This is a genomic window from Lentzea aerocolonigenes (assembly GCF_000974445.1).
Classification (GTDB): Bacteria; Actinomycetota; Actinomycetes; order Mycobacteriales; family Pseudonocardiaceae; genus Lentzea; species Lentzea aerocolonigenes.
The window spans coordinates 297942-322203 of record NZ_BBOJ01000010.1 but is presented as its reverse complement, the minus strand read 5'-3'; the positions used below and the strand labels follow the sequence as shown (position 1 = coordinate 322203).

The 24262-nt window shown below is 68.3% G+C and carries 22 protein-coding genes; 13 read left to right on the top strand and 9 right to left on the bottom strand.

The window, feature by feature from the left end; genetic code table 11:
• The first annotated feature begins 79 nt into the window (after positions 1-79).
• The 4 genes from AOM45_RS21085 to AOM45_RS21070 are packed head-to-tail and all read left to right on the top strand — an operon-like array spanning position 80 to position 4992.
• A complete protein-coding gene (locus tag AOM45_RS21085) occupies positions 80-2476 on the top strand; it encodes a GcvT family protein (protein WP_030469042.1) in 2397 nt (798 codons plus the stop codon).
• Positions 2473-3579, top strand: a complete 1107-nt coding sequence (gene solA, locus AOM45_RS21080) for an N-methyl-L-tryptophan oxidase (protein ID WP_030469043.1) — start codon at positions 2473-2475, stop codon at positions 3577-3579. The genes AOM45_RS21085 and solA overlap by 4 nt, the downstream gene beginning before the upstream one ends.
• Positions 3576-4688 (top strand): aromatic ring-hydroxylating oxygenase subunit alpha, encoded by a 1113-nt coding sequence (locus AOM45_RS21075; RefSeq protein WP_030469044.1) that lies wholly within the window; start codon positions 3576-3578, stop codon positions 4686-4688. The genes solA and AOM45_RS21075 overlap by 4 nt, the downstream gene beginning before the upstream one ends.
• Positions 4689-4731: 43 nt before the next feature.
• Positions 4732-4992: a hypothetical protein gene (locus tag AOM45_RS21070; RefSeq protein ID WP_081902291.1), complete on the top strand. Its 261-nt coding sequence runs from the start codon at positions 4732-4734 to the stop codon at positions 4990-4992.
• Between the two features lie 3 nt (positions 4993-4995).
• Here AOM45_RS21070 and secA2 read toward each other — a convergent pair whose 3' ends face one another.
• The 3 genes from secA2 to AOM45_RS21055 form a co-directional block, all read right to left on the bottom strand.
• Positions 4996-7281 carry an accessory Sec system translocase SecA2 gene (secA2, locus tag AOM45_RS21065; protein ID WP_156093953.1) on the bottom strand — a complete coding sequence of 762 codons (2286 nt, stop codon included), beginning with the start codon at positions 7279-7281 and terminating at the stop codon, positions 4996-4998.
• A 95-nt stretch (positions 7282-7376) separates the two neighbouring features.
• Positions 7377-8672: an MFS transporter gene (locus AOM45_RS21060; protein ID WP_051783883.1), complete on the bottom strand. Its 1296-nt coding sequence runs from the start codon at positions 8670-8672 to the stop codon at positions 7377-7379.
• A gap of 10 nt (positions 8673-8682) precedes the next feature.
• A complete protein-coding gene (locus AOM45_RS21055) occupies positions 8683-11769 on the bottom strand; it encodes a carboxyl transferase domain-containing protein (protein WP_051783884.1) in 3087 nt (1028 codons plus the stop codon).
• Between the two features lie 136 nt (positions 11770-11905).
• Between AOM45_RS21055 and AOM45_RS21050 the strand changes: the two genes are divergently transcribed.
• The gene (locus tag AOM45_RS21050; RefSeq protein ID WP_030469048.1) at positions 11906-12685 is read left to right on the top strand and encodes a sporulation protein; all 780 of its coding nucleotides are present in this window, start codon (positions 11906-11908) and stop codon (positions 12683-12685) included.
• Positions 12686-12770: 85 nt separating this feature from the next.
• Positions 12771-13043 (top strand): GlsB/YeaQ/YmgE family stress response membrane protein, encoded by a 273-nt coding sequence (locus AOM45_RS21045; protein WP_030469049.1) that lies wholly within the window; start codon positions 12771-12773, stop codon positions 13041-13043.
• On the opposite strand, the gene AOM45_RS21040 is transcribed toward AOM45_RS21045, so the two are convergent.
• Positions 13036-13659: a TetR/AcrR family transcriptional regulator gene (locus AOM45_RS21040; RefSeq protein WP_051783885.1), complete on the bottom strand. Its 624-nt coding sequence runs from the start codon at positions 13657-13659 to the stop codon at positions 13036-13038. The genes AOM45_RS21045 and AOM45_RS21040 overlap by 8 nt on opposite strands.
• Before the next feature lie 93 nt (positions 13660-13752).
• Between AOM45_RS21040 and AOM45_RS21035 the strand changes: the two genes are divergently transcribed.
• From AOM45_RS21035 to AOM45_RS21025, 3 genes are read left to right on the top strand one after another with little or no spacing between them, the layout of a single operon-like run.
• On the top strand, positions 13753-14898 hold the full coding sequence (locus AOM45_RS21035) for an acyl-CoA dehydrogenase family protein (RefSeq protein WP_030469051.1): 1146 nt from the start codon (positions 13753-13755) through the stop codon (positions 14896-14898).
• A 10-nt stretch (positions 14899-14908) separates the two neighbouring features.
• Complete coding sequence (locus AOM45_RS21030) at positions 14909-16105, top strand: acetyl-CoA C-acetyltransferase (RefSeq protein ID WP_030469052.1); 1197 nt, start codon at positions 14909-14911, stop codon at positions 16103-16105.
• Positions 16105-16863 carry an SDR family NAD(P)-dependent oxidoreductase gene (locus AOM45_RS21025; RefSeq protein ID WP_030469053.1) on the top strand — a complete coding sequence of 253 codons (759 nt, stop codon included), beginning with the start codon at positions 16105-16107 and terminating at the stop codon, positions 16861-16863. Before AOM45_RS21030 ends, AOM45_RS21025 begins: the two co-directional genes overlap by 1 nt.
• Here AOM45_RS21025 and AOM45_RS21020 read toward each other — a convergent pair.
• A complete protein-coding gene (locus AOM45_RS21020; protein WP_030469054.1) occupies positions 16853-17590 on the bottom strand; it encodes a hypothetical protein in 738 nt (245 codons plus the stop codon). The two genes, AOM45_RS21025 and AOM45_RS21020, sit on opposite strands and share 11 nt — an antisense overlap.
• Before the next feature lie 69 nt (positions 17591-17659).
• Between AOM45_RS21020 and AOM45_RS21015 the strand changes: the two genes are divergently transcribed.
• Positions 17660-18211 (top strand): 3'-5' exonuclease, encoded by a 552-nt coding sequence (locus AOM45_RS21015; protein WP_030469055.1) that lies wholly within the window; start codon positions 17660-17662, stop codon positions 18209-18211.
• On the opposite strand, the gene AOM45_RS21010 is transcribed toward AOM45_RS21015, so the two are convergent.
• The gene (locus AOM45_RS21010; protein WP_051783886.1) at positions 18198-19310 is read right to left on the bottom strand and encodes a hypothetical protein; all 1113 of its coding nucleotides are present in this window, start codon (positions 19308-19310) and stop codon (positions 18198-18200) included. The two genes, AOM45_RS21015 and AOM45_RS21010, sit on opposite strands and share 14 nt — an antisense overlap.
• A 78-nt stretch (positions 19311-19388) precedes the next feature.
• On the bottom strand, positions 19389-20438 hold the full coding sequence (locus tag AOM45_RS21005; RefSeq protein ID WP_030469057.1) for a DUF2855 family protein: 1050 nt from the start codon (positions 20436-20438) through the stop codon (positions 19389-19391).
• Positions 20439-20476: 38 nt separating this feature from the next.
• Here AOM45_RS21005 and AOM45_RS21000 point away from each other — a divergent pair, with 38 nt between their 5' ends.
• The gene (locus AOM45_RS21000; RefSeq protein ID WP_236703781.1) at positions 20477-21046 is read left to right on the top strand and encodes a TetR/AcrR family transcriptional regulator; all 570 of its coding nucleotides are present in this window, start codon (positions 20477-20479) and stop codon (positions 21044-21046) included.
• Here AOM45_RS21000 and AOM45_RS20995 read toward each other — a convergent pair.
• Complete coding sequence (locus tag AOM45_RS20995; RefSeq protein ID WP_030469059.1) at positions 21033-21485, bottom strand: MaoC family dehydratase; 453 nt, start codon at positions 21483-21485, stop codon at positions 21033-21035. The two genes, AOM45_RS21000 and AOM45_RS20995, sit on opposite strands and share 14 nt — an antisense overlap.
• Before the next feature lie 3 nt (positions 21486-21488).
• On the bottom strand, positions 21489-22241 hold the full coding sequence (locus AOM45_RS20990) for an SDR family oxidoreductase (protein WP_030469060.1): 753 nt from the start codon (positions 22239-22241) through the stop codon (positions 21489-21491).
• Between the two features lie 164 nt (positions 22242-22405).
• Between AOM45_RS20990 and AOM45_RS20985 the strand changes: the two genes are divergently transcribed.
• Positions 22406-23206: an SDR family NAD(P)-dependent oxidoreductase gene (locus AOM45_RS20985; protein WP_051783887.1), complete on the top strand. Its 801-nt coding sequence runs from the start codon at positions 22406-22408 to the stop codon at positions 23204-23206.
• A 1-nt stretch (position 23207) separates the two neighbouring features.
• Positions 23208-24179 carry a quinone oxidoreductase family protein gene (locus AOM45_RS20980; RefSeq protein WP_030469062.1) on the top strand — a complete coding sequence of 324 codons (972 nt, stop codon included), beginning with the start codon at positions 23208-23210 and terminating at the stop codon, positions 24177-24179.
• Positions 24180-24262 lie beyond the last annotated feature (83 nt).

The window sequence follows — 24262 nt, the reverse complement described above, 5'->3', positions numbered from 1 at the left end:
ACCGGGGCGCCCTGGCCGCAATTTGTTGCTGATCGTGGAACGAGTTCCGTTTCGCGCAACGGCGGCGAAGGGGTGTCGGATGTCTGTGCCTCGCGTGGTGCTGGTGGGGGCCGGGATCGTCGGGTGCGCGCTGGCCGACGAGCTCACCGAACGCGGCTACACCGATGTCACGGTCCTCGACCAGGCGCCGGGTCTCGCCGCCGGCGGGTCCAGCAGCCACGCGCCGGGCCTGGTCTTCCAGACGAACTCGTGCCGCAGCATGACCTCGTTCGCCCGCTACACGGTCGAGAAGTACACCGCGCTGGGGTGCTTCGACCAGATCGGCGGCCTGGAGATCGCCACCACGCCCGCCCGCCTGGCGGATCTGTCACGACGACACGGCTGGGCCACGTCGTGGGGTGTGGAGAGCCGGCTCGTCGACGCCGGCGAGGTCGCGCGGCTGCACCCGTTGCTCGACCGCGAGCAGATCCTGGGCGGGTTCCTGATCCCGAGCGACGGGCTGGCGAAACCCGTTGCCGCCGCGGAGGTTCAGGCTGCGCGTGCCGTGGCGAGGGGCGCGCGGTTCGCGTTCGGGCAGAAGGTCGTCGCGGTCGAGACCTCGGGCGACCGGGTCACCGGGGTGCGCACCGAGACCGACGTCTTCCCGGCCGACATCGTGGTGTCGTGCGCCGGGATGTGGGGCCCGGTGCTCGGGGAGATGGTCGGGCTGACCGTTCCGCTGGTGCCCATGGCGCACCAGTACGCCTTCACGGGGGATGTGGTGGCCGCCGCGCGGAGGCTTGCGGCGACGGGTGGCACGGCGGTCAGTGCGGAGTCCCTGGCGCGCCAACCCATTCTCCGCCATCAGGAGGCCGATCTCTACTTCCGCGCTCATGGCGAGGCGCTCGGTGTCGGGGCGTACGGGCACCGGCCCATGCCCGTCGCGGCCAGGGACATCACCTCCTCGGAGCTGCCGTTCACCAAGGAGGACTTCGAACCGTCGTGGGAGGCGGCCGTCGACCTGATCCCCGCGCTGGCCGAGGCCGGTGTGGACCGCGGGTTCAACGGGCTGTTCTCGTTCACCAGCGACGGGATGCCGTTGCTCGGCGAACACCCGAGGCTGACCGGGTTCTGGGTCGCGGAGGCGGTGTGGATCACGCACTCCGCCGGCGTGGCCAAGGCGGTGGCCGAGTGGATCGTCGACGGACGGCCGGAGCTGGACCTGCACTCCAGTGACCTCAACCGGTTCGAGCAGGTGCAGCTGGCGCCGGACTACGTGTTGGAACGGAGCTGTCAGAACTTCGTCGAGGTCTACGACGTGCTGCACCCGTTGCAGCCCATGGAGAGCCCGCGGCCGATCCGCACGAGTCCGTTCTACTCCCGGCAACAGGAGCTCGGCGCGTTCTTCCTGGAGGCGTCCGGGTGGGAACGGCCGCACTGGTACGAGGCCAACGCCGGTCTGCCGGAGGTCGCGGAGGTGCCGGAGCGGAACGAGTGGGCGAGCCGGTACTGGTCACCGATCTGCGGGGCCGAGGCCCTGGTGACGCGCAAACGGGTCGCGATGTTCGACATGACCCCGTTGAAGCGGCTGGAGGTCAGCGGTCCGGGTGCGCTGGAGTTCCTGCAGCGCATGACGACCAACAACCTCAACCGCAAGCCCGGCGCCGTGGTCTACACGCTGCTGCTCGACGAGCGGGGTGGTGTGCGCAGCGACCTCACCATCGCACGTCTCGGCCAGAACACGTTCCAGGTCGGCGCGAACGGCAACCTCGACCTCGACTGGCTCACCCGGCACGCCCCGGAAGGCGTGCACGTCCAGGACATCACCGCCGGGACGTGCTGCATCGGTTTGTGGGGCCCGAAAGCGCGTGATCTCGTCAACGGGGTCTCGCACACGCTGGACACGCGGAAGGGTTACTTCACCGCGCAGAAGGCGTTCATCAAGAACGTTCCGGTCACCGCGCTGCGACTGTCCTATGTGGGCGAACTCGGCTGGGAGCTCTACACCACCGCGGACCTCGGGCCCAAGCTGTGGGACACGCTGTGGGAGGCAGGGCAGGAGCACGGCGTCATCGCGGCCGGGCGCGGTGCGTTCAACAGCCTGCGGCTCGAGAAGGGCTACCGGTCGTGGGGAACGGACGTGACGACCGAGCACGACCCGTTCGAGGCGGGGCTCGGGTTCGCGGTGCGCAAGGACAAGGAGTTCCTCGGCAGGGAAGCGCTCGACGGTCGCACGTCGTCGAGGAAGCTCACCTGCCTCACGATCGACGACCCCGAGCGGGTCGTCATGGGCAGTGAACCCGTGTTCCACCAAGGCGAACCGGTCGGGTACGTCACGAGTGCGGCGTACGGGTACACGACCGGGCTCAACATCGCGTACGCGTGGCTGCCGGACGGCGTCGACGAGGTGGAGATCGAGTACTTCGGGCAGAGGGTCAAAGCGCGTGCGGCGCAGGAGCCGTTGTTCGACCCCGAGATGAAGCGGCTCAGAGGGTGACGTACGACGTCGTCGTCATCGGGCTCGGCGGCATGGGCAGCGCCGCCGCGTACCGGCTCGCCCAGCGCGGCAAGAGGGTGCTGGGGCTGGAGAAGTTCACGCCCGTGCACACGCTGGGGTCCAGTCACGGCGGGTCGCGCATCACGCGCCAGGCCTACTTCGAGGACCCCGCGTACGTGCCGTTGCTGCTGCGCGCCCACGAGATGTGGGACCAGATCGAGCGCGACAGCGGGGAGCGGATCTTCCACCGCGTCGGCGGCATCATCGTCGGCGCGCCCGGCTCGCGGGCGATCACGGGCAGCAGGGCGAGCGCCGAACAGTGGGGCCTGGAGCACGAGGTGCTGGACGCGCCGGAGATCCGCACGCGCTTTCCCGCGCTCAACCCGGCCGCGGACGAGGTCGCGTTGTACGAGCAGGCCGCGGGACTCGTCGTGCCGGAGGCGGCGGTGCGCGCCCACCTCGCACTCGCCCGGCAGGCGGGCGCCGAGCTGCACTTCGAGGAGCCGGTCACGCACTGGGAGGAGGGCCGGGTCACCACCGCCAGGGCGACCTACGAGGCCGAGCACGTCGTGTTGTGCCCCGGCCCGTGGGCGCCGGAACTGTTGCGGGACCTGGAGATCCCGTTTGAGGTCGAACGGCAGGTCCAGTTCTTCTTCACCCCGAAGGAGAACCTCCGCGACCACCCGATCTACATCTGGGACCGCGCGGACGGCACGAACTTCTACGGCTTCCCCGAGCTCGACGGCGCCGTGAAGGTCGCGTTCCACCACGGCGGCCAGAGCTGCACGCCGGACACCATCGACCGCACGGTGCACGCCCACGAGGTCGAGGCCGCGGTGCAGGCCACCAGGTCGCCGATGCCCGGCCTCGCCGGCACGTTCCAGCGCGCCGTCACCTGCATGTACACCAACACCGCGGACGAGCACTTCGTCATCGCGCGCCATCCCGCCCACGACAACGTCACCGTGGCGTGCGGCTTCTCCGGGCACGGCTTCAAGTTCGTGCCGGTCGTCGGCGAGATCCTCGCCGACCTCACGATCGACGGGGCCACGCGGCACCCGATCGCCCTTTTCGACCCTGCTCGCTTGAGAGGCGGGACATGACCGGCAGCCTGATCTCCACCCTTGAGGGCCGCTACTACACCGACCCTGCGATCTTCGCGCAGGAGCAGGCGAACATCTTCGAGAAGATGTGGTTCTGCGCGGTCCGCTCGGGCGACCTCGCCAGTCCCGGCGACTTCCGCACCGTGCAGGTCGGCAACGAGAGCGTGCTCGTCGCGCGCGACCGCCACGGCGCCCTCAACGCGTTCCTCAACGTCTGCCGGCACCGCGGCGCGCGCATCTGCCTCGACGAGGCGGGCAGCGTCAAGCGGGCGTTCCAGTGCCCGTACCACGCGTGGACCTACGCGTTGGACGGCAAGCTGATCGCCGCGCCGAACCTCACCTCGATGCCGGACGTCGACCGCGTGGAATACGGCCTGACGAAAGTTCACCTGCGGGAATGGCTGGGCTACGCCTGGGTCTGTCTCGCGGACGAACCGCCGAGCTTCGAGGACGACGTCCTGCACGCCGTGACGGAACGCCTCGGTTCGCTGGAGGCCATCGCCGGCTACGAGATCGACGAGTTGTCTGTGGGCAAACGAATCGTCTACGACGTCAAGGCCAACTGGAAACTGATCATCGAGAACTTCATGGAGTGCTACCACTGCGCGACGATCCACCCCGAGCTCACCGAGGTCCTGCCCGAGTTCGCCGACGGCTACGCGGCGCAGTACTACGTCGGGCACGGCGCGGAGTTCGGTGACGAGATCAAGGGCTTCACCGTCGACGGCAGCGAGGGCTTCGAAAAACTCGCGGCGCTGGAAGAAGAACGCGACAGGAAGTACTACGCCATCACGGTCAAGCCGCAGGTCTTCATCAACCTCGTGCCGGACCACGTGATCCTGCACCGCATGTACCCGCTGGCGGCCGACAGGACGATCGTGGAGTGCGATTGGCTCTACGCCAAGGAAGTGGTCGACACCGGCCGTGACGTGTCTCGCTCGGTCGAGCTGTTCCACCGGGTGAACGAGCAGGACTTCGAAGCCTGCGAGCGATGCCAGCCCGCGATGTCCTCGCGTGCCTACGCGCATGGTGGGGTGCTGGTGCCCTCGGAGCACCACATCGGCGGTTTCCACGAGTGGCTGGTCCAGAAACTGGAATCAGCCGACTAGGGGATCGACGCGTCACCCGTGCACGCGAAAGCTTGCACGGGTGATGGAGCAGACGGACTTCTTGCCCCCGCAGGGGGAGCACGATCTCCTCCGCCGCATCCGGCAGCTGGCCGAGCGCGCGGAACGGACGGCGCACAACCGGTCCAACTTCGTTGGCCCGCCGCCGTCGCAAGAACACCTGGACATCCTCGCGGAGATCAGAATGCTCTCCGAGGAGATGACGACCTCCAGAACAGGCGAACGGGCCGAGGCGTTGCCCCGGCCCGCCAGACCTGCGGATGAATTGGTCCCGAACAAGAGATGAGTGTCAGCGGCGCTGGCCGCGCACCATCTTGACCAGACCCTTCATCGTCTCTTCCAGCCCGGAGCCGAACGGGTTGTCGTGCACCAGGTACGTCCACGTCGAGCTCGGGCGCTTCACCCCGGCGTCGGCGAGGTCGTAGCCGTCGTCGGTGATCTTGGCCGCCTCGTACTTCTCCTTGGCCAGCTCCCACGACTCGGGCACGATCTTGTTGAACGCCGGGATGGCCTCGCGGTGGAACTCGTCCAACGGGTTCTGCCGTGCCAGCGCGCGCAGGTGGATGCCCTCACGCAGGTCCGACAGGAACGTCAGGTGGTGCGTCCACAGGTCGTCGAGGAAGAACAGCGTGATCTTGCGGGCGGCCTCGGAGGCCACCTCCTCGGACGCGCCTTCCTTCTCGCCGAGCTTCTCGTACGCCGCGTCCGTGCGCAGCACCACGTCGCGGTGCTTGAGCAGCAGGTCGCGCTGGTGCTCGATCAGCTTGTTGTAACGCCACGTGTTGCGGTGGATCTCCAGGTTCACACCCTCCGCGACGCGCTGCGCGTGCTCGAAGGTGTGCAGCAGGCCCTTGTCGCGCACCCGGCCGTCTTCGTCCACTTCGGACGGCTCTTCGGCGTCGGGGGCGTACTGGGTGATGAGCTCGTCCTGCATCGAGGAGAAGAACACCGAGCCACCGGGGTCGCCCTGACGTCCGGCACGGCCGCGCAGCTGGTCGTCCAGGCGTGAGGACGAGTGGCGGCCGGTGCCGATCACGTACAGACCGCCGAGCTCGGCGATGCGGTCGTGGTCCTCGCCCTCGTGGCCGCCCAGGCGGATGTCCGTACCGCGACCGGCCATCTGCGTGGAGACGGTGATGCGGTTGTGCGAACCGGCGTCGGCGATGATCGCCGCTTCCTCGGCGTCGTTCTTCGCGTTCAGGACCACGCACTCGAGCCCGGCGTCGCGCAGCTTGGAGGAGATCCGCTCGGACTCCGCGACGTCGAGCGTGCCGACGAGGATCGGGCGCCCGGTCTCGTGGACGGTCTTGATCTCCTCGACGATCGCGTCTTCCTTCTGCTCCAGCGTCGCGTAGAGCCGGAAGTGCTCGTCCTCGCGGATGTTCTCCTTGTTCGGCGGGATCACGAGCACCTCGAGCTCGTAGAACTCCCGCAGCGTCTCGGCGACGGCGACGGCGGTACCGGTCATGCCGCAGCGCGTCGGGTAGCGGCCCAGCAGGGCCTGCACCGTCATCGAGTCGAGGATCTCGCCCGACTCGGTCGTCTGGACGTTCTCCTTGGCCTCGACCGCGGCCTGCAGACCGTCCGGCCACCGCTGCAGCTTGGCGACGCGGCCGCGGGTGTCGTTGATCAGGTGCACCTTGCCGTCGCGCACGATGTAGTCGACGTCGCGGTGCAGCAGCACCTGCGCGTGCAGGGCGACGTTCACCTTCGACAGCGTGGAGGTGACGTGCTCCTGGGAGTAGAGGTCGATCTCGCCGAGCGCGCGCTCGACGGCCTCGGAGCCCGCGCCGGTGAGGAAGACGTTGCGCTCCTCGTCGTCGACCTCGTAGTGCAGGTTCTGCCGCAGGCGCTTCACGAGGTCCGCGATGACGGGGTCGGCGGCCTCCGCGCTGGTCGAGCCGGCGAGCACGAGCGGCACGCGGGCCTCGTCGACGAGCACCGAGTCGGCTTCGTCGATCAGCGCGACCTCCTGCTCGGGCACGATGAGGTCTTCCTCGCGGGTGACGATCCGGTCGCGCAGGATGTCGAACCCGATCTCGCTGACCGGTGCGTACGTGACCTCGCACTGGTAGGCCTCGCGGCGCTCCTCGGCCTTCGAGCTGCCGTTGATCCACCCGACGCTGACCCCGAGCAGCCGGTACAGCGGCCCCATCCACTCGGCGTCGCGCTGGGCGAGGTAGTCGTTGACGCTGACCACGTGGACGCGCTTGCCCTTGATCGCGAACCCGGCCGCGGCCATGGCACCCGCGAGCGTCTTGCCCTCACCGGTCGCCATCTCGACGACGAGCCCGCCGAGCATGCCCAGCGCACCCAGCACCTGCACGTCGAACGGCCGCTGCCCGATGGCGCGCTCGGCGGCCTCCCGGGTCAGCGCCACGAGCTCGGTGTCCGTGCTCTCGTCGCGCAGCTTCGCGGCGTGCGCCGTCAGCTCCTCGTCGCTGAACGCTTTGAACGTGTCAGCGTGTTTCTCCACGTCCTTGAGCAGTGCCTGGAACGGGGCGAGGTCAACCGACGCCGGTTTCTGCGCGAACCGGCGCATCCGCTGCTTGAAGCGCGCCATGAGAGTGGTCACGACGCAGCAACGTACGGCATCGGCGCCAGGTTCCGCAGAGGTCTTGACTGTGAAGGCCCGATTTGTCCTTTAACTCGGGCCTGCACAGCCTCTGATCAGGCCTGTTCAGGCTGGTGGGTCTCCGGCAGACGCAGCACCGACACCAGCGTCACGACGCTCATGAGCAGCAGGAACGCCGACACGGACATCGACGTCCCGGTCGCGCCCAGCAACGCCGTCATGATGAACGGCGTGCCGCCACTGACCAGGATCGACGCCAGCTGGTAGGCGAGCGAGGCCCCCGAGTAGCGGACGTGCGGCGCGAACAGCTCACCCAGGTAGGCCGCGATCGGCCCGTAGACGAGCGACGACGCCACGCCGCCCACCGCGGTGGCCACGAACAGCCACAGCAGCGACCCCGTGTCGACCAGCAGGAAGTACGGGAACGCCCACACCATCAGGCCGACGGCGCCCGCGATGATCAGCGGGCGGCGTCCCATCCGGTCCGACGCGTGCCCGGCCCAGAGGATGACGGGGATGCTGACCAGCGACGACAGCAGGCTGACGACCAGCACGGACTCGCGCGCCAGGCCGAGCGTCGCCGTCGCGTAGGACAGCACGCCCGCGATCGACACGTAGAAGATGGCGTTCGAGGCGAACATCAGTCCCGCGCCGTAGACGATCTGCTTGCGGTGCGTCCTCAGCGCCTCCGCGAGCGGTGCGGGTGCCGGTGCGTCCGAGCGCTTGGCGGCGAGCTCGCGGAACACCGGGCTGTCCTCGACCTTCAGCTGGATGAACAGCACGACCGGGAACAGCAGCGCCGACGCCAGGAACGGGATGCGCCAGCCCCACGACGCGAAGGTCGCCGCGGGCATGGTGGTGCTCGCCGCGATGAACGCGATGTTGCCCAGCAGCACACCGATCGGGACGCCGGCCTGGCCGAACGTGCCCGCGAAGCCGCGCTTGCGCGGCCCCGACGTCTCGGTGAGCAGCAGGACGACGCCGCCCCACTGGCCGCCGACCGCGATGCCCTGCAGGAAGCGCAGCAGGACCAGCAGCAGCGGTGCGCCGACGCCGAGGGTCGCCGACGTGGGGAGCAGGCCGATGAGGAACGTGGCGGCCGCCATCAGCGCGAGGCAGATGACGAGGGCGGGCTTGCGGCCGATCTTGTCACCGACGTGGCCGAAGACGAGCCCGCCGATCGGACGCGCGATGAAGCCCGCCCAGAACGTGCTGAACGACAGCAGCAGCGCCACGATCGGCGTCGCTTCGGGGAAGAAGAGCTTGGGAAAGACGAGTGCCGCAGCGGTTGCGTAGATGAAGAAGTCGTACCACTCGAGAGAGCTGCCAACGAGTCCGGCTGCCATCAGCCTGCGCAAGGTCTTCGGTTCAGTCGGGGCGACACTGACCACGGCTTCTCCTTCACCAGGTGTCGATGAACGGGCGTTTCTTCCCTTGGGAGCGGGAAGTTGCGGGGGCGAGCGCGGTGGCGATCCAGCGACGGGTGTCGGCCGGGTCGATGACGTCGTCGATCTCGAAGACACTGGCGACGTTCAGCGCTTTGCCGTGTTCGTAAGCGGTTTTGACCATCTCGTCGTAGCGTTGCTCGCGTTCCTGCGGGTCTGCGATGGCGTCGAGCTCGCGCTTGAAGCCGAGCTTGACGGCGCCTTCGAGACCCATCGGGCCGAACTCGCCGGTGGGCCAGGAGACGGCGAACTGGGGGACTTTCAGCGATCCGCCCGCCATGGCCTGGGCGCCGAGGCCGTACGCCTTGCGCAGGACGACCAGTCCGAAGGGGACGGTGATGTTGGCGCCTGTCACCACCATGCGGGTGAGGTGGCGGACGGTGGCGGTGCGTTCGGCGTCGGGGCCGACCATGAAGCCGGGGGTGTCGGTGAGGGAGACGACCGGGATGTCGAAGGCGTCCGCGAGCTGGAGGAAGCGGGCGCACTTGTCGGCGGCGTCGGCGTCGATCGCGCCGCCGAGGACGTTGGGGTCGTTGGCGATCAGGGCGATCGGGCGGCCTTCGACGCGGATCAGGGCGGTGACGATCGCGTTGCCGAAGTTCCGGCGGAGTTCGAGGACCGAGTCGGTGTCGGCGAGGGTGGTGATGAGGGTGCGGATGTCGTAGGCGCGGAGGCGGTTCTCGGGGACGGCGTGGCGGAGGAGGCGCTGGTCCGCGCAGCTCCAGGCCTGGCCGGAGCTCGACCGGCCGGAATTGTCGGTGCTGTCTGGGATAATTGAACTTAGGGGTTCCCCCGAGGGCGCGGACGAAGGCTGCGCGCTCGCGCGGGGGACGCCTGCGGGAGCGTGGGCGGTGCGTTGGAAGTACGACAGGTACTTCTTCGCGACCGCGACAGCCTCCTCCTCCGACGCCACCGCGATGTCCACCACGCCGTTGGGCACCTGCACGTCCAACGGCCCGATGTCCTCGGGCCGGAACACACCCAACCCGCCGCCCTCGATCATCGCCGGGCCGCCCATGCCGATGTTCGCGCCCTCGACCGCGATGATCACGTCACACGTGCCGAGCAGCACCGCGTTGCCCGCGAAGCACCGGCCCGCCACCACACCCACCAGCGGCACCTGGCCGCTCAGCGACGCGAACGCGTGGAACGAGCCGCAGTCCAGGCCGCTGACCATGCTGTGGTCGGTGTCGCCCGGCCGTCCGCCGCCGCCCTCCGCGAACAACACCACCGGCAGGTTCTCCTGCTGCGCCAGCGCGAACAACCTGTCCTTCTTCTGATGGTTGCGCATGCCCTGCGTGCCGGCGAGCACCGCGTAGTCGTAGGACATCGCAACGATCCGTTGGCCGTTGACGACGCCGATGCCCGCCACCATGCCGTCGGCCGGAGTGCGCTCGATCAACTCCTGCAACGAGCGGCGCTGGCGTTGGGCTGCGATGGCGAGGCCGCCGTACTCGACGAAGTCGTCGCAGAGGTCCGCGATGTTCTCCCGCGCGGTCCGCCCACCGGCCGCGTGCCGTCGCGCGGCAGCCTCGGGACGGTCGAAGTCGTGCCGTGCCAGCACCTCCGCCAGGTCCGGCCGCACCTCTTCCAGATCCACCTCGACGACGTCCTCAGTGGACTCACCCGAGCTGGAAGCCAGCAGCTGCCCCAGGGCAACGGTGTCGCCCACCGACACCAGCACGTCGCCGGACACCCGCACGACGTGCTGCATCTTCATCGCTTCCAGCACCACCGAGTCGGCCGAGACGGCCACCACCGTGCCCGCCAGCGGCGCCCGCATGCCGTCAACAGGCTCCTCGACCACGAAGTCGGTCGTGGCGCCCACGATGTCGCGATCCAGCAACGACTTCAGGAACTCGAGGTTCGTCGGGACGCCCTCGATCCGGAACTCGCGCAACGCCCGCCGCGCCCGGTTCAGCGCGACGTCGAGATCCTCGCCGTGCACCACGAGCTTCGCCAGCAACCCGTCGTACCGCGTGCCGACCCGGTACCCGACGTACCCGTGCGTGTCGACGCGGACGCCGGGCCCGGCAGGAAGCCCGAACGCCGACAGCACACCACCGGAGGTCTGGTTCACGCGCACCTGCACGGCCGAACCGCGGTCGACGGGCGTGAAGTCCACGTCACCGCCCCAGGCCAGCAACAGCTGGGTGCGCACGAGGTCCACACCGGACACCATCTCGGTCACCGTGTGCTCGACCTGCAGCCGCGGGTTGACCTCCAGGAACGCGAACGAGTCCCCGGAGACCAGGAACTCCACCGTGCCGACGCCCGTGTACCCGGCCGCGGTCGCGATCGCCACGGCGGCCTCGTGCAGCGCCTTGCGCAGCAACGGATCGATTAGGGGAGCGGGCGCGATCTCCACGACCTTCTGGTGCCGCAGCTGCAGCGAACAGTCGCGGTCACCGATCACCGACGTCCCGACCAGCTGCACCTCGACGTGCCGGGCGGAGGGCAGCAGCCGTTCGAGGTAGACGTCTCCCACCCCGAACGCCGCCAGCGCCTCCGCCCGGCACGCCTCGACCGCGCTGTCGAGATCCTCGGGCGCGTACACCGCCCGCATGCCCTTGCCGCCACCACCGGCGACCGCCTTGACCATCACCGGGAACTCGCCGGGTGCCGCGTCCAGCACCGGGATCCCGAGCGAAGAGGCCAACTCGCGCGCTCGCACCTTGTCGCCCAGCAGCTCCAGCACCTCGGGCGACGGCCCGACGAACGCCAGCCCCCGTTCGGTGCACGCCCGTGCGAAAGCTGCGTTCTCGGACAGGAAGCCCCACCCCGGATGCACGGCCACGCACCCCTCGGCGGCGTCCAGAAGCTGATCGACGTCCAGGTACGGCGAGTCCCCACGCAGTGCGACGGCACGGTCCGCGAGCGTCACGTGAAGCGAGGAGGCGTCGTCCTCCGCGTACACCGCCACGGTGCGAATCCCCAGGTCAGCTGCCGCGCGCAGCACGCGGACGGCGACCTCACCCCGGTTGGCGACGAGCAGCACGGCAATCCTCCTGAGCGACCGCTTAGTATGTGACGGCGGTCGCATGTTGCCATCTGAAGTCAACGGAAGTCCATACGGAACCGATCGGGGTGTTGAGGCGTCAACGGAACGCTTCGCCGCATTCGGGCGATTCAGCAGGCAGACTTCCCCGCAAAGTTGCGAGTGGCTTCAGGAGGCCCCAGTGGTGTTCAAGAGGATGATGCGCGCGTTCGGCGTGGGCGGGCCGACTGTCGACACGGTGCTGACCAACCCGAACGTGCGTCCCGGTGAGGTGCTCTCCGGCGAGGTTCGCATCGCCGGCGGCGACCACCCGGCCGAGATCGACCACGTCACGCTGGCGCTGCTCACCCGCGTCGAGGTCGAGAGCGGCGACAACGAGTACAACACCAACATGGAGTTCCACAAGTTCTCCGTGGGACAGCGGATCCTCGCGCAGCCGCACCAGAACCTCTCGCTGCCGTTCCAGATCCCGGTGCCGTTCGAGTGCCCGCTCAACGTCGTGGGCGGCATGCAGCTGCACGGCATGCAGCTCGGCCTGCGCACCGAGCTCGAGGTCCGCGGCGCCATCGACCCCGGCGACCTCGACCCGATCTGGGTGCACCCGCTGCCGTCGCAGGACGCCGTGCTCCAGGCGTTCGGGCAGATGGGCTTCCGCTTCACCAAGGCGGACAACGAGCGCGGCCGCATCTACGGCGTGCCGCAGCAGCTGCCGTTCTACCAGGAGATCGAGTTCTACCCGCCGCCGCAGTTCTCCGGCCGCCTCAAGCAGGTCGAGCTCACGTTCGTGACCACGCCGGGCGAGCTGCACGTGATCCTGGAGGCTGACAAGCGCGCCGGACTGCTCCGTGCGGGCGGTGACGCGTACGGCCGTTTCGCGGTGTCGCACCAGCAGGCGATCGGCACGGACTGGACCGCGACGATCAACCAGTGGATGGCGCAGGTCTCCGGCAGCCGCTGGTAGTTCTCGAGCTGCGGATCATGCCGAGTGACGGGATGATTTTCTTCGAGATCCCCACCTTCAACGGGGAGTAGCGGAGGAGGCGTCCGTGACCATCGAGAGCATTCTCGGCGCACTCGTCATCGGTCTGATCCTGGGCTTGCTCGGCAAGCTGTTCGCACCGGGCAAGCAGGCCATCCCGATCTGGCTGACGCTGCTGGTCGGCATCGCGGCGGCGTTCATCGGCTCGTGGATCGCGCGGCTGCTCGGCGTGCAGGACACGCCGGGCATCGACTGGATCGAGGTGATCGTCCAGATCATCGTTGCCGCGATCGGCGTCTCGGTCGTGGCCGGGATGTACGGCCGCAGGTCGGTCAGGTAGCCGGCCGGACCATCCTGAGGACGAGGTCGGCGTACAACGCGCCGATCTCGTCCGGTGTCCGCTTCCCGCTCGGCTGGTACCAGCGCGCGACGTCGATGCACAGCGACAGCACGGCGAGGGTCGCGCCCTTGAGGTCCGGCACGTCGAACACACCCTCCGCGACGCCGTCCGCGATGTAGGAGCGCATCTGCTGCTCGATGCCCCGGCGCAGCACCGCCACCTCGGCGTGGTGCTCGGGAGTGAGCGCACCCAGTTCGTACTGCACCACCCGCGCCGTCGTGTGGTACTCCGCGTGCCAGCCCGCGAACGACGACACCGCGTTCCTGAGCCGCTCCACCGCGTCACGACCCTCGATGCGCGACAGCAGGGCGAGCGACGTCTCGTGGCCGACGAGCGAGATGTTGAAGAGCAGTTCCTCTTTGGACCGGTAGTGGATGTAGACCGCCGCCGGGGACATTCCCGCGAGTGAAGCGATGTCACGGGTCGTCGTGGCGTGGTATCCCTTGCCCGCGAACGCGTGGGCGGCCGCGATGAGCATGCGCCGGGCGGCGTCCGGGGTGACCGAGCGCCAGGTCTCGTCGAGCAGCGCGAACTCGTCCAGGCCGGTCGTGGTCATCGGGGCCGCTCCTCGCGTGTTGACACGTGGTGGATCGTACTGCACGCTAAGCGGGCGCTTAGCGCTAAGCAACCGCTTAGTATGGAGGTAGTCGTGCAGCGGACGCTGTTCAACGAGGATCACGCCGCGTTCCGGGAGTCGGCGAAAGCGTTCGTGGAGCGCACGATCACGCCGAACGTCGAGAAGTTCATCGAGCAGCGCGTGATCGACCGCGACGTGTGGCTCGAGGCCGGTCGCCAGGGCCTGCTGGGGCTGGAGATCCCCGAGGAGTACGGCGGCAGCGGCGCGAACGACTACCGGTTCAACACGGTGTTCGCCGAGGAGCTGTGCCGGGTCAACGCGGCTGTCGCGTCGTCGCTGGGGATTCACGGCGACGTCGTGGCGCCTTACCTCGTCGACCTGTGCACCGAGGAGCAGAAGCAGCGCTGGCTGCCCGGCATGTGCACCGGCGAGATCAAGACCGGCATCGCGATGACCGAGCCGTCCGGCGGCTCCGACCTCGCCGCGCTGAAGACCAACGCCGTGCGTGACGGTTCGGACTGGATCCTCAACGGTTCCAAGACGTTCATCACCAACGGCTACACCGCCGACATGATCGTCGTGGCGGCCCGCACCGACCCGTCGAAGGGCGCGCGCGGCATCACGCTGTTCGCGGTCGAGACCGGCATGCCCGGCTTCGAGCGCGGCCGCAAGCTCGACAAGGTCGGCCAGCACCCGTCCGACACCGCGGAGCTGTTCTTCTCCGACGTGCGCCTCTCGCAGGAGCACGTCATCGGCGAGGAGGGCCAGGGCTTCATCTACATGATGGAACGCCTGCCGCAGGAACGGATCGGCGGCGCGATCTCCAACCTGGCCCACGCGCAGGGCGTCTTCGACGAGACGCTGGAGTACGTCAAGGAGCGCAAGGCGTTCGGGCAGGCGATCGGCAAGTTCCAGCACAACAAGTTCCAGCTCGCCGAGCTGCGCACCAAGCTGGACGTCTCGCAGGCGTTCATCGACACGCTGACCATGCAGCACGTTCGCGGCGAGCTGAGCTCGGTCGAGGCGGCGCAGGCGAAGTACTGGAGCGCCGACGTCGAGAACGAGGTCATCGACGCCTGCGTGCAGCTGCACGGCGGCTACGGCTACATGACCGAGTACCGCGTCGCCCGCGCGTGGATGGACGCCCGCGTCACGAAGATCTGGGCGGGCTCCAACGAGATCATGAAGGAACTCATCGGCCGCGACCTCGGCCTGTAAGGGGTGTCTTGTGGCTGAAGCAGTCATCGTCTCCACCGCCAGGTCGCCGATCGGCCGTGCCCGCAAGGGTTCCCTGGTGTCGCTGCGGCCCGACGACCTGGCCGCGCAGGTGATCTCGGCGGCGCTGGGCGACCTTCCCGCCTCCGAGATCACCGACCTGCACCTCGGCTGTGCCGAACCGCAGGACGAGCACGGCCAGAACATCGCGCGCCGCGTCGCCGTGCAGCTCGGGTACGACGCCCTGCCGGGCACGACGGTCAACCGGTTCTGCGCGTCCTCCGTGCAGACCGCGCGCATGGCCTTCCACGCGATCAAGGCGGGGGAGGGGCACGGGTTCATCTCGGCCGGTGTGGAGTGCGTTTCCCGTTACCTGCACTCAGGTGTGCCTTCGTTCAACCCGCTCTTCGACGAGGCGCAGCAGCGGACGGTGGACACGGCCGCGTCCAACGCGCCGTGGACCGACCCGCGGCTGGACGGCAAGCTGCCCGACTACTACATCGCGATGGGGCAGACCGCCGAGAACGTCGCGACGCAGATGGGCATCTCGCGGCACGACCAGGACGAGTTCGGTGTGCGGTCGCAGAACCTCGCGGAGAAGGCGATCGCGGACGGGTTCTTCGCCCGCGAGATCACGCCGGTCGTGCTGCCGGACGGCACTGTCGTCTCCACCGACGACGGACCGCGTGCCGGTGTGACTCTTGAGGCTGTCTCGTCACTGAAGCCGTCCTTCCGTCCTGACGGCACGGTGACGGCCGGCAACTGCTGCCCGTTGAACGACGGTGCCGCGGCTGTCGTGATCATGAGCTCGACGCGTGCGAAGGAGCTGGGGCTGACCCCGTTGGCGCGCATCGTGTCCACCGGCGTCTCCGGGCTCTCGCCGGAGATCATGGGCCTCGGCCCGGTCGACGCCACCAGGCAGGCGCTGGCTCACGCCGGTCTGTCCATTTCGGACATCGACCTGGTGGAGATCAACGAGGCGTTCGCGGTGCAGGTGCTCGGGTCGCAGCGCGCGCTGGGGATCGACATCGATCGGTTGAACGTGCACGGCGGCGCCATCGCGCTGGGCCACCCGTTCGGCTCGACCGGCGCGCGGATCATGACGACGCTGATCAACGGCATGCAGGCCCGCGACGCCCAGTTCGGGCTCGAGACGATGTGCGTCGGCGGCGGTCAGGGCATGGCGATCATCCTGGAAAGGCTTTCGTAGTGGGAATCCTGGACAAGTTCAGGCTCGACGGGAAGGTCGCGATCGTTACCGGCGCGTCCTCGGGCCTCGGCGTGGCGTTCGCGAAGGGCCTGGCCGAGGCGGGTGCGGACGTCGTGCTGGCCGCCCGCCGCGCGGACAAGCTGAAGGACACGGCCGCCCTGGTCGAGTCGGTGGGCCGCCGTGCCCTGGTGGTGCAGGCCGACGTGTCGCAGCCCGACGACTGTCGCGAAGTGGCCCGTGCTGCGGCCGAGTTCGGTGTCGTGTCCGTTCTGGTGAACAACGCCGGTGTCGCGTCGGCCGTACCGGCATCGCGCGAAACGCCGGAGGAGTTCCTCGGCGTGATGGACGTGAACCTCAACGGCGCCTACTGGATGGCCCAGGCCGCGGCTTCCGTGATGAAGTCCGGCGGTTCGATCATCAACATCTCTTCCGTGCTCGGGCTAGTCACCGGCGGCATCCCGCAGGCCGCGTACTCGGCGTCCAAGGCGGGCCTGCTGGGCCTGACGCGCGACCTGGCGCAGCAGTGGACCGGCCGCAAGGGCATCCGCGTCAACGCGATCTGCCCTGGCTTCTTCTCGTCGGAGATGACCGACCAGTACCCGCCCGGCTACATGGAGAAGATGCAGTCGGTGCTCCCCGCGGGCCGCATCGGTGACCCGGAGGAGCTCGCGGCCGCGGTCGTCTTCCTGGCCTCCCCCGCCGGCGGCTACGTGACCGGCGAGACGCTCGTGGTCGACGGCGGCGCGGTCATCGTCTGACCCGGGCCGCGACGTAGAGCTGGGCGAGTTGTCCGGCGTCCGAGTCGAGCACGTCGGCGAACACGTCACGCACCCGTTCGGCGACTTCCGGCACCACCAGACTGTCGGAGAGCAGTGTGGCGGCGTCCGTCCCAGCGGGGGCGCGGCCCCACTGCTCCCAGTCCAGGAGCCCGAACTCGGGTCCCATCAGGTTCGCCCAGTGCAGCTTTCCGTGCACCGTCTCCCACCGACGCACGATCGGGTCCACCGAGTTCCCGTAGTGGTGCTGGATTCGGCCGGTGACCTCACCCTGGTCGGTGTTGACGCGGTCGGTCGGCATCGCCGCGACGACGTCCGTCGTCTTGCGGAGGTCGGTCCACCACTCGTCCGGCAGACGTAAGGCTTCGGTGGGGGAACACGGTGAGCCTGGTATCAGGGTCATCAGCTCGGCGCGTTGGTGCCGCCACTCCTCCCACTCGTAGACGTCGAGAACGTAGGGCTTCCGCAGTTCGGCGAACACGTTGGCAGTGAGGTTGCCGCTCCAGAAGGTGTCGCCGACCCACTGCCTTTCCTCGGACACGACCCGGAGCCACAGCGCTCCGTCGACGGCCGCACCGATCGACCGGTCCATCCAGCCGAGCCGGGGCGGACCGATGACGGTGCGCCCGAAGTGGCCGGCGGCGTGGGCGAGGTTCTCGTGCATCCACTGCCGGAACCTGATGCCGGCCTGGACGAGCTGTTCGTGCACGACTCCATTGGTACCGCTTGGAATCCCTCCAAGTAAGTCGGTGGACACGTCCGGGACGATCAGCACGTGATGTCACTGGATCAGGTGCTGGTCGTCGACGTGGAGTCGACCTGTTGGGAAGGATCGCCGCCGCCCGGTCAGGTCTCGGAGATCATCGAGATCGGGATCTGCCCGTTGGAGGTGGGTTCCGGGGTGCGGGGCGAGCGGCGCAGCGTGCTCGTGCGGCCGGTGCGGTCGACTGTCAGCCCGTTCTGCACCCGGCTGACGACGCTGACCCAGGAGCAGGTCTCCGAGGGAGTGTCGTTCGCCGAGGCGTGCGCGTTGCTGCGCAAGGAGTTCCGGTCGGATCGCCGGGTTTGGGCCTCGTACGGCGACTACGACCGCAGGATGTTCGAACGTCAGTGCGCGGACTTCGGCGTGGGGTATCCGTTCGGGCCGCGGCACGTCAACGTGAAGACGCTCTTCGCGCTGTCACATGCGTTGCCGCGAGAGGTCGGGATGGCGGAGGCGGTGCGCATCGCCGGGCAGAAGCTCGACGGCACGCACCACCGCGGCCACGACGACGCCTACAACATCGCCGGACTGCTGGCCGGGCTGCTCAGAAGCTTCAGGGCAGGGTGATCTCCGGCGCCGGCTTGCCCCAGTGATGTCCGCAGGTTCGCCACGAACCTCGGCCGCACGGACAGGGCCGGTTGCCCTTGACGGGGGTGAAGTCCCGCCAGTACGGCCGCTGGGTGAACGTTGCCGCTGCGGTGGTCAGCCCGATGTCGTCGACGACGGCCAACGCCTGCCACAACACGGACGCACCGACTCTCACGGACAGGGCCAACGCGTCTGCCGCCATGTGCGCAACAGTGTTGTCGAGGTCCTGGCTCTTCCTGCCGTCGGCACCCGCGATGTGCATGGGACCGCGCGCCATGTACCGGACCGCCACGGCCGAGCTCTTGTGGGCCAGGAACGGTGTGGCGAGCGCGATTCGTGCCCCGAAAGCAGGGTGCGCGGCGTCGGACAGCCAGTCGTACCACGTCACCACCTCGGCGGTACGGGTTCGTTTCGCCAGCTTTTGCACGTACGTGAGCACATTGCGCGCCTGTGGCAACTGCACTTTGGTGTCGAAGGCGATGCGGGTGCTCAAGTCGACCTTGTTCAGCACCGGCCGCATCACCTTGTGCACCTCAGTGGCGCGTTGCGCACCTGCTCCGGTCTTCTTGACCTGGGCCCACGCCTCCGCGATCTCGCGTGCTTCCTCCAGGAGGCAGCCGACTTCCTCGAGCACGGCGCGAGCAGAGACCGCCGCACTCGTCACCCGCCACCTGCCGAGGCTCGTGAACGCGTCCTCGGCGAGATCGACGAACCTCCAGGCGTGGGCGAGGAACCACCCGACCGCACGCATGTGCGTCTCGGGGTAGGCCACCGCTGCCGCGTAGTCGTCCTCCGCGGCAGCGGTGACCTCGTCGATCGCGTATTCCACGGTGTCGCCTTCGTCGTCGCGGAGACGGATGAACGCCCACGTTCCCGTCTCACGCTCGACCATGGCCCGCAGCTTCCGTTGTGCCCGTTCACGAAGGCCGGCGAGGAAGACCACCGTGGTCTCGGCGTTCTCGGTGAGGTCCCTCAAACCCGTGATCTCGCGGATGACCTCGTCCAGCTCCTGGACGCGGGAGTCGCCGAAGCCCGCCTGAACTCCGGCATGCCACGAGTTGGTCGTGAGGTCCGTCATCGCTCGCCGCCGATTCGGGTCGGTTGGGTACTGGGCCGAACCCTACTGAACCGGCCGAAGACGGCGAATGTGACCGGCTCAGAAGGTGATGACGTCCGCCGTGTCCGGGTTCGCCTTGCCGCTGAGCACGGACTGCCACACCTCGACCAGCTCCTCCGGCCCGCTGTGCCGCTCGATGCCGACCCAGCCGCCCGCCTGAGCGGTGAACGAACGCCAGGCCTCCCCGAAGCGCTCAGCGAAGCCCTGAGGACCCCAGTCGGCGCTGCGCTTGCGCAGCTGCTCCGGTGCGAAGAAGAACTGCGACCGCGGGTCGGACGAGGCCTTCTGCTGGGTCAGGCCGATCGAGATGTCCTTCACCAGCGACGAGCCGAGGCGGTCGTGCAGCGCCGACCGGACGTCGGAGGAACCGCTGAAGTCCAGGTACACCGAAGGTTCGACGTCCACGGCGGCGTCGTAGGGGAGCACGGTGTCGTAGAGGCCGAGGCTCTTCGTGAACTCGACGTTGCGCGGTGAGGTGAGGCCGACGAGCCGCACGCCCTTGCCCCGCAGGCACTGCGCGGTGCCGAAGGCGGTCTTGCTGGACGCCGAGGAGATCACGACTGTCTTGGCGCCGTGGAAGTCGTTGTCCGCCAGCTGGTCGGCCAGCAGGAACGACGTCATGAACAGCGGGCGGTACAACACCTGCAGGTCTTCTTGCTGCGGGTCGTAGGCGGGGTCCGACGACGTCACCAGGTAGCTGTTGTAGACGGCCGGGAGCTCCGCGCGGTGGTCGGCCGTGTCCACGAAGCCGGACGAGGTCAGCTTGGCGCGCACGACGAGGTGGCTGGCCATCGGCAGGTAGCCGTAGACGCGGGTGCCGGCGGGGATGGCGTCCACTGTGGAGTCGACGACGTCGGCGAAGCCCCACAGCGGGATGACGCCGCGGCCTTCCGCGTCGACCGGGAAGAAGCGCCAGTAGCCGATGAGGTCGCCGATCACGCCGTAGGTGACGTTGTTGGCGGTGAGGCCGACGTGGCTGACTCGCAGCAGGATCTCGCAGTCACCCAGCTCGGTGGAGCGTTCGTCGTGCAGCACTTCGGTTTTGGTGAGGTCGCCGCGGTCGACGACTACCGTCCATCCACTGATCATTGCCAGGATTCTCCTTGGTCGGGAGGTACGCTCCGGTCGTGACCGTGCCTGAAAGACTGATCGACGCCGCCACCCGCCTGTTCGCGGACAAGGGGTACGAGCGGGTCGCCGTGCAGGAGATCGTGGAGCGCGCCGGTGTCACCAAAGGCGCGATGTACCACTACTTCGGGTCGAAGGACGATCTGCTGCACGAGATCTACGGGCGGTTGCTGCGCATGCAGATCGAACGGCTCGAGAAGATCGCGAACGGCGACGGGGCGATCACCGAACGGCTGCGCGAGGCGGCCATCGACGTGATCATCACCAGCGTCGACAACTTCGACGCCGCCAAGGTGTTCTTCCGGTCGATCGACCACCTCTCCGCCGAGAAGCAGAAGGAAGTGCGGGCGGAACGGCGGCGTTACCACGAGAAGTTCCGCGGCCTCGTCGAGGAAGGGCAGCGGGACGGGGTTTTCCGGGCCGACGTGCCCGCGGACCTCGCCACGCACTACTTCTTCGGTTCGCTGCACCACCTGGGCACGTGGTACCGCCCGGACGGGGAGATCCCGGCCGGGCGGCTGGCGGAGCACTACGCGGATCTGCTGATCCACTCGATCAAGGCACAATGACGCTGACGATCTCGGCGACGCACGCGGGCTTGTCGTTGCCCTCGATCTCGACGACGACCTTGGTCACGAGCTGTTTGCCGAGTGCGATGTCGGTGACGTCGAGCAGCTCCACGCCCGCCCGGACCCTCGCGCCGACGAGCACCGGCTGCGGGAAGCGGACCTTGTTGCTGCCGTAGTTGACGCCCATCTTGATGTTCTTGACCGTGTAGATGTCGCGCACCAGGTACGGCACCAGCGACAGCGTCAGGTAGCCGTGCGCCACGGGTCCGCCGAACGGGCCCTGCTTCGCCTTCTCGACGTCGATGTGGATCCACTGGTGGTCCAGCGTCGCGTCGGCGAACAGGTTGACCTGCTCCTGCGTGACCTCGTGCCACTCCCCGAAACCGAGGTGCTCGCCCTTCGCGGCGACCAGCTCGTCGATGTTCTCGAAAGCGCGCATTCGTCAGTCCTTCGGTCCGCCGGCGACGTAGATGACCTGGCCGGACACGAACCCGGCGCCCTCGCTGACGAGGAACGACGCGGTGTGCGCGATGTCCTCGGGCTGGCCGACGCGCGCGACCGGGATCGTCTGCGCGGCACCGTTGATCAGGTCCTCGAACGAGATCTTCATGCGCTCGGCGGTCGCCTTGGTCATCTCGGTGGCGATGAAACCGGGCGCGATCGCGTTGACCGTGACGCCGAACTTGCCGAGCTCGATCGCGAGGGTCTTGGTGAAGCCCTGCAGACCCGCCTTGGCCGCGGAGTAGTTCGCCTGGCCGCGGTTGCCGAGGGCGCTCGTGCTCGACAGGTTGACGATGCGGCCGAAGCCTTCCTTCGTCTGGAACGCCTGCACGGCCTTGCTCATCAGGAACGCGCCGCGCAGGTGCACGTTCATGACCGTGTCCCAGTCGCTCGCGGTCATCTTGAACAGCAGGTTGTCGCGCAGCACGCCGGCGTTGTTGATCAGCACGGTCGGCGCGCCGAGCTGCTCGGCGACCTTCGCGACCGCGGCGTTGACCTGCTCCTCGTCGGAGACGTCGACCTTGAGGCCGACGGCGCGCCCACCGCCCGCGACGATCTTGTCGGCGCCGTCGAGCACGCCCTGCTCGTCGAGGTCGAGCAACGCGACGGCCAGGCCGTCCGCGGCGAGACGCTGCGCGACGGCGGCACCGATGCCGCGAGCCGCGCCGGTGACGATGGCAACCCTGTCGGCCACGGGTCCTCCTTCACTGGGGGATGGTGAGCTAAGCAAGCGCTTAGTAACGTACCTATCAGTCCGCTTGACGTCCAGCGCTGTGCGGACGACCATACCGACTGGTCGGAATGTATCCCAGGGTCGTCTCAGAAGTCGTCCCAGAAGATGTCTCAGCGAGGAGGCAGATGCCCGTGGAACTCACCGGCAAGGTCGCGCTCATCACCGGTGGAGCGAACGGCATCGGTGCCGCGTCCGCCCGGCGCCTGGCTTCGCTCGGGGTCCGTGTCGTGGTCGCGGACGTCGACGCCGACCAGGGCAAGGTCGTCGCCGACGAGGTCGGCGGCGTGTTCGTGCGCTGTGACGTGACGCGTCCGGAGGACTCCGCGTCGGCGGTCGAGGTCGCCGTGCGGGAATACGGTGGACTGGATATTGCATTCCTCAACGCCGGCATCGGCACCGGATGCTCGCTGGGCGACGACTTCGACGTCGAGACGTACCGCCGTGCGATGGCCATCAACCTCGACGGTGTTGTATACGGTATTCATTACGCACTGCCCGCGGTGCGCGAGCGCGGTGGGCAGATCATCGCGACGGCCTCGATGGCAGGCCTCATGCCGATGCCGGGGGATCCTGTATACGGTGCGAACAAGGCCGCCGTCGTCGGCTTGGTCCGCTCCCTCGGCGGCGCGTACTCCGACGTCCGCGTGAACGCGCTGTGCCCGGCCTTCGCGGACACCAACATCATCACGCCGCTGCGCTCGACGCTGGAGGAGATCGGCATGCCGATCCTGCCGGTGTCGGCCGTGGTGGACACGTTCATGTCCATTGTGGAGGGGTCAGGAACGGGTGAGGCCTGGTTCGTCCAGGCCGGCCGTGCCTCGGAGCCGTTCGGCTTCCGCAACCCGCCGGGCCCGCGCGCCGCCGACGGCTCGCGCGTCGAGGCCGCCCACAAGGATCCCGTTTCGATCGCGCTCAAGGAGAGCTGACGTGCGTGCCATCCAGATCACCGAGTTCGGCGGACCCGAGGTGCTCCAGCAGGTGGAGCTGCCCGACCCGGTGCCGGGCGACGGCGAGGTGCTGATCAACGTCTCGCGCGCGGGCCTGAACTACGCGGACACGCACCAGGCGGAGAACTCCTACCTGGCGCAGATGACGCTGCCGCTCGTTCCCGGCGGCGAAGTCGTCGGCACGACTGAAGACGGCCGCCGCGTGGTCGCGTTGACGAAGAACTCCGGCGGCTACGCGGAGAAGGCCGTCGCGCCGGCGTTGACGACGTTCGACGTGCCGGACGGTGTGGACGACCTGACCGCTTTGTCGTTGATCGTGCAGGGTGCCACGGCCTGGTTGCTGCTGCGGAAGTCGACTCACATGGAGCCCGGTGAGTCGGTTGTCGTGCACGCGGCTGCTGGTGGCGTCGGCACGATCGCGGTGCAGCTGGCCAAGTTGTGGGGCGCTGGTCGAGTCATCGCGACGGCTTCTTCTGACGACAAGCGGAAGCTGGCCCTCGATCTCGGTGCTGACGTGGCGATCGACTCGCGTGCCGAGGACATGACCGCCGCGCTGAAGGAAGCCAACGGTGGGCGGCGGGTCGACGTCGTGCTGGACATGACTGGGGGTGCTACCACTGATCAGTCGTTGGTGGCGTTGGCTCCGTTTGGTCGGCTTGCGTTTTACGGGATGGCCTCGCGGGAGAGGCCGAAGCCGGTTGACCTCGGAGCGTTGCTGGTGCACTCCACGACCGTTGCGGGTATGTGGTTGCCTCACGCGTTGAAGGTTCGGGACGCGGAGTTCGGGACGTTGGCGCATCGGGCTATGGCTGAGTTGTTTGCGCTTGTGGTGGATGGGAAGTTGAAGGCTGTTCCCGGTGGGGAGTACGGGATGGGCGAGATTCGGCAGGCGCACGAGGATCTTCGGGCTCGTCGGACTGCTGGGAAGTTGTTGCTCGATCCGTCTCGGTGAGGGCGCGGGTTTCGTAGGCCGTCCCCCGGTTGCGTCGGCGGCTTCCGGATTCGTGTTCGTAGGTTGGTTGCGTCGCCGTGTCG

Excerpts from the sequence above, each read along its gene's own strand:
- AOM45_RS21040 (WP_051783885.1), bottom strand. The coding sequence starts at position 13,659 with ATGACCACGACCGGCCTGGACGAGTTCGCGCTGCTCGACGAGACCTGG.
- AOM45_RS21070 (WP_081902291.1), top strand. The coding sequence starts at position 4,732 with ATGGAGCAGACGGACTTCTTGCCCCCGCAGGGGGAGCACGATCTCCTC.
- AOM45_RS21055 (WP_051783884.1), bottom strand. The coding sequence starts at position 11,769 with ATGCGACCGCCGTCACATACTAAGCGGTCGCTCAGGAGGATTGCCGTG.
- AOM45_RS21015 (WP_030469055.1), top strand. The coding sequence starts at position 17,660 with ATGTCACTGGATCAGGTGCTGGTCGTCGACGTGGAGTCGACCTGTTGG.
- AOM45_RS20995 (WP_030469059.1), bottom strand. The coding sequence starts at position 21,485 with ATGCGCGCTTTCGAGAACATCGACGAGCTGGTCGCCGCGAAGGGCGAG.
- AOM45_RS21075 (WP_030469044.1), top strand. The coding sequence starts at position 3,576 with ATGACCGGCAGCCTGATCTCCACCCTTGAGGGCCGCTACTACACCGAC.
- AOM45_RS21085 (WP_030469042.1), top strand. The coding sequence starts at position 80 with ATGTCTGTGCCTCGCGTGGTGCTGGTGGGGGCCGGGATCGTCGGGTGC.
- AOM45_RS21010 (WP_051783886.1), bottom strand. The coding sequence starts at position 19,310 with ATGACGGACCTCACGACCAACTCGTGGCATGCCGGAGTTCAGGCGGGC.
- AOM45_RS21005 (WP_030469057.1), bottom strand. The coding sequence starts at position 20,438 with ATGATCAGTGGATGGACGGTAGTCGTCGACCGCGGCGACCTCACCAAA.
- AOM45_RS20985 (WP_051783887.1), top strand. The coding sequence starts at position 22,406 with ATGCCCGTGGAACTCACCGGCAAGGTCGCGCTCATCACCGGTGGAGCG.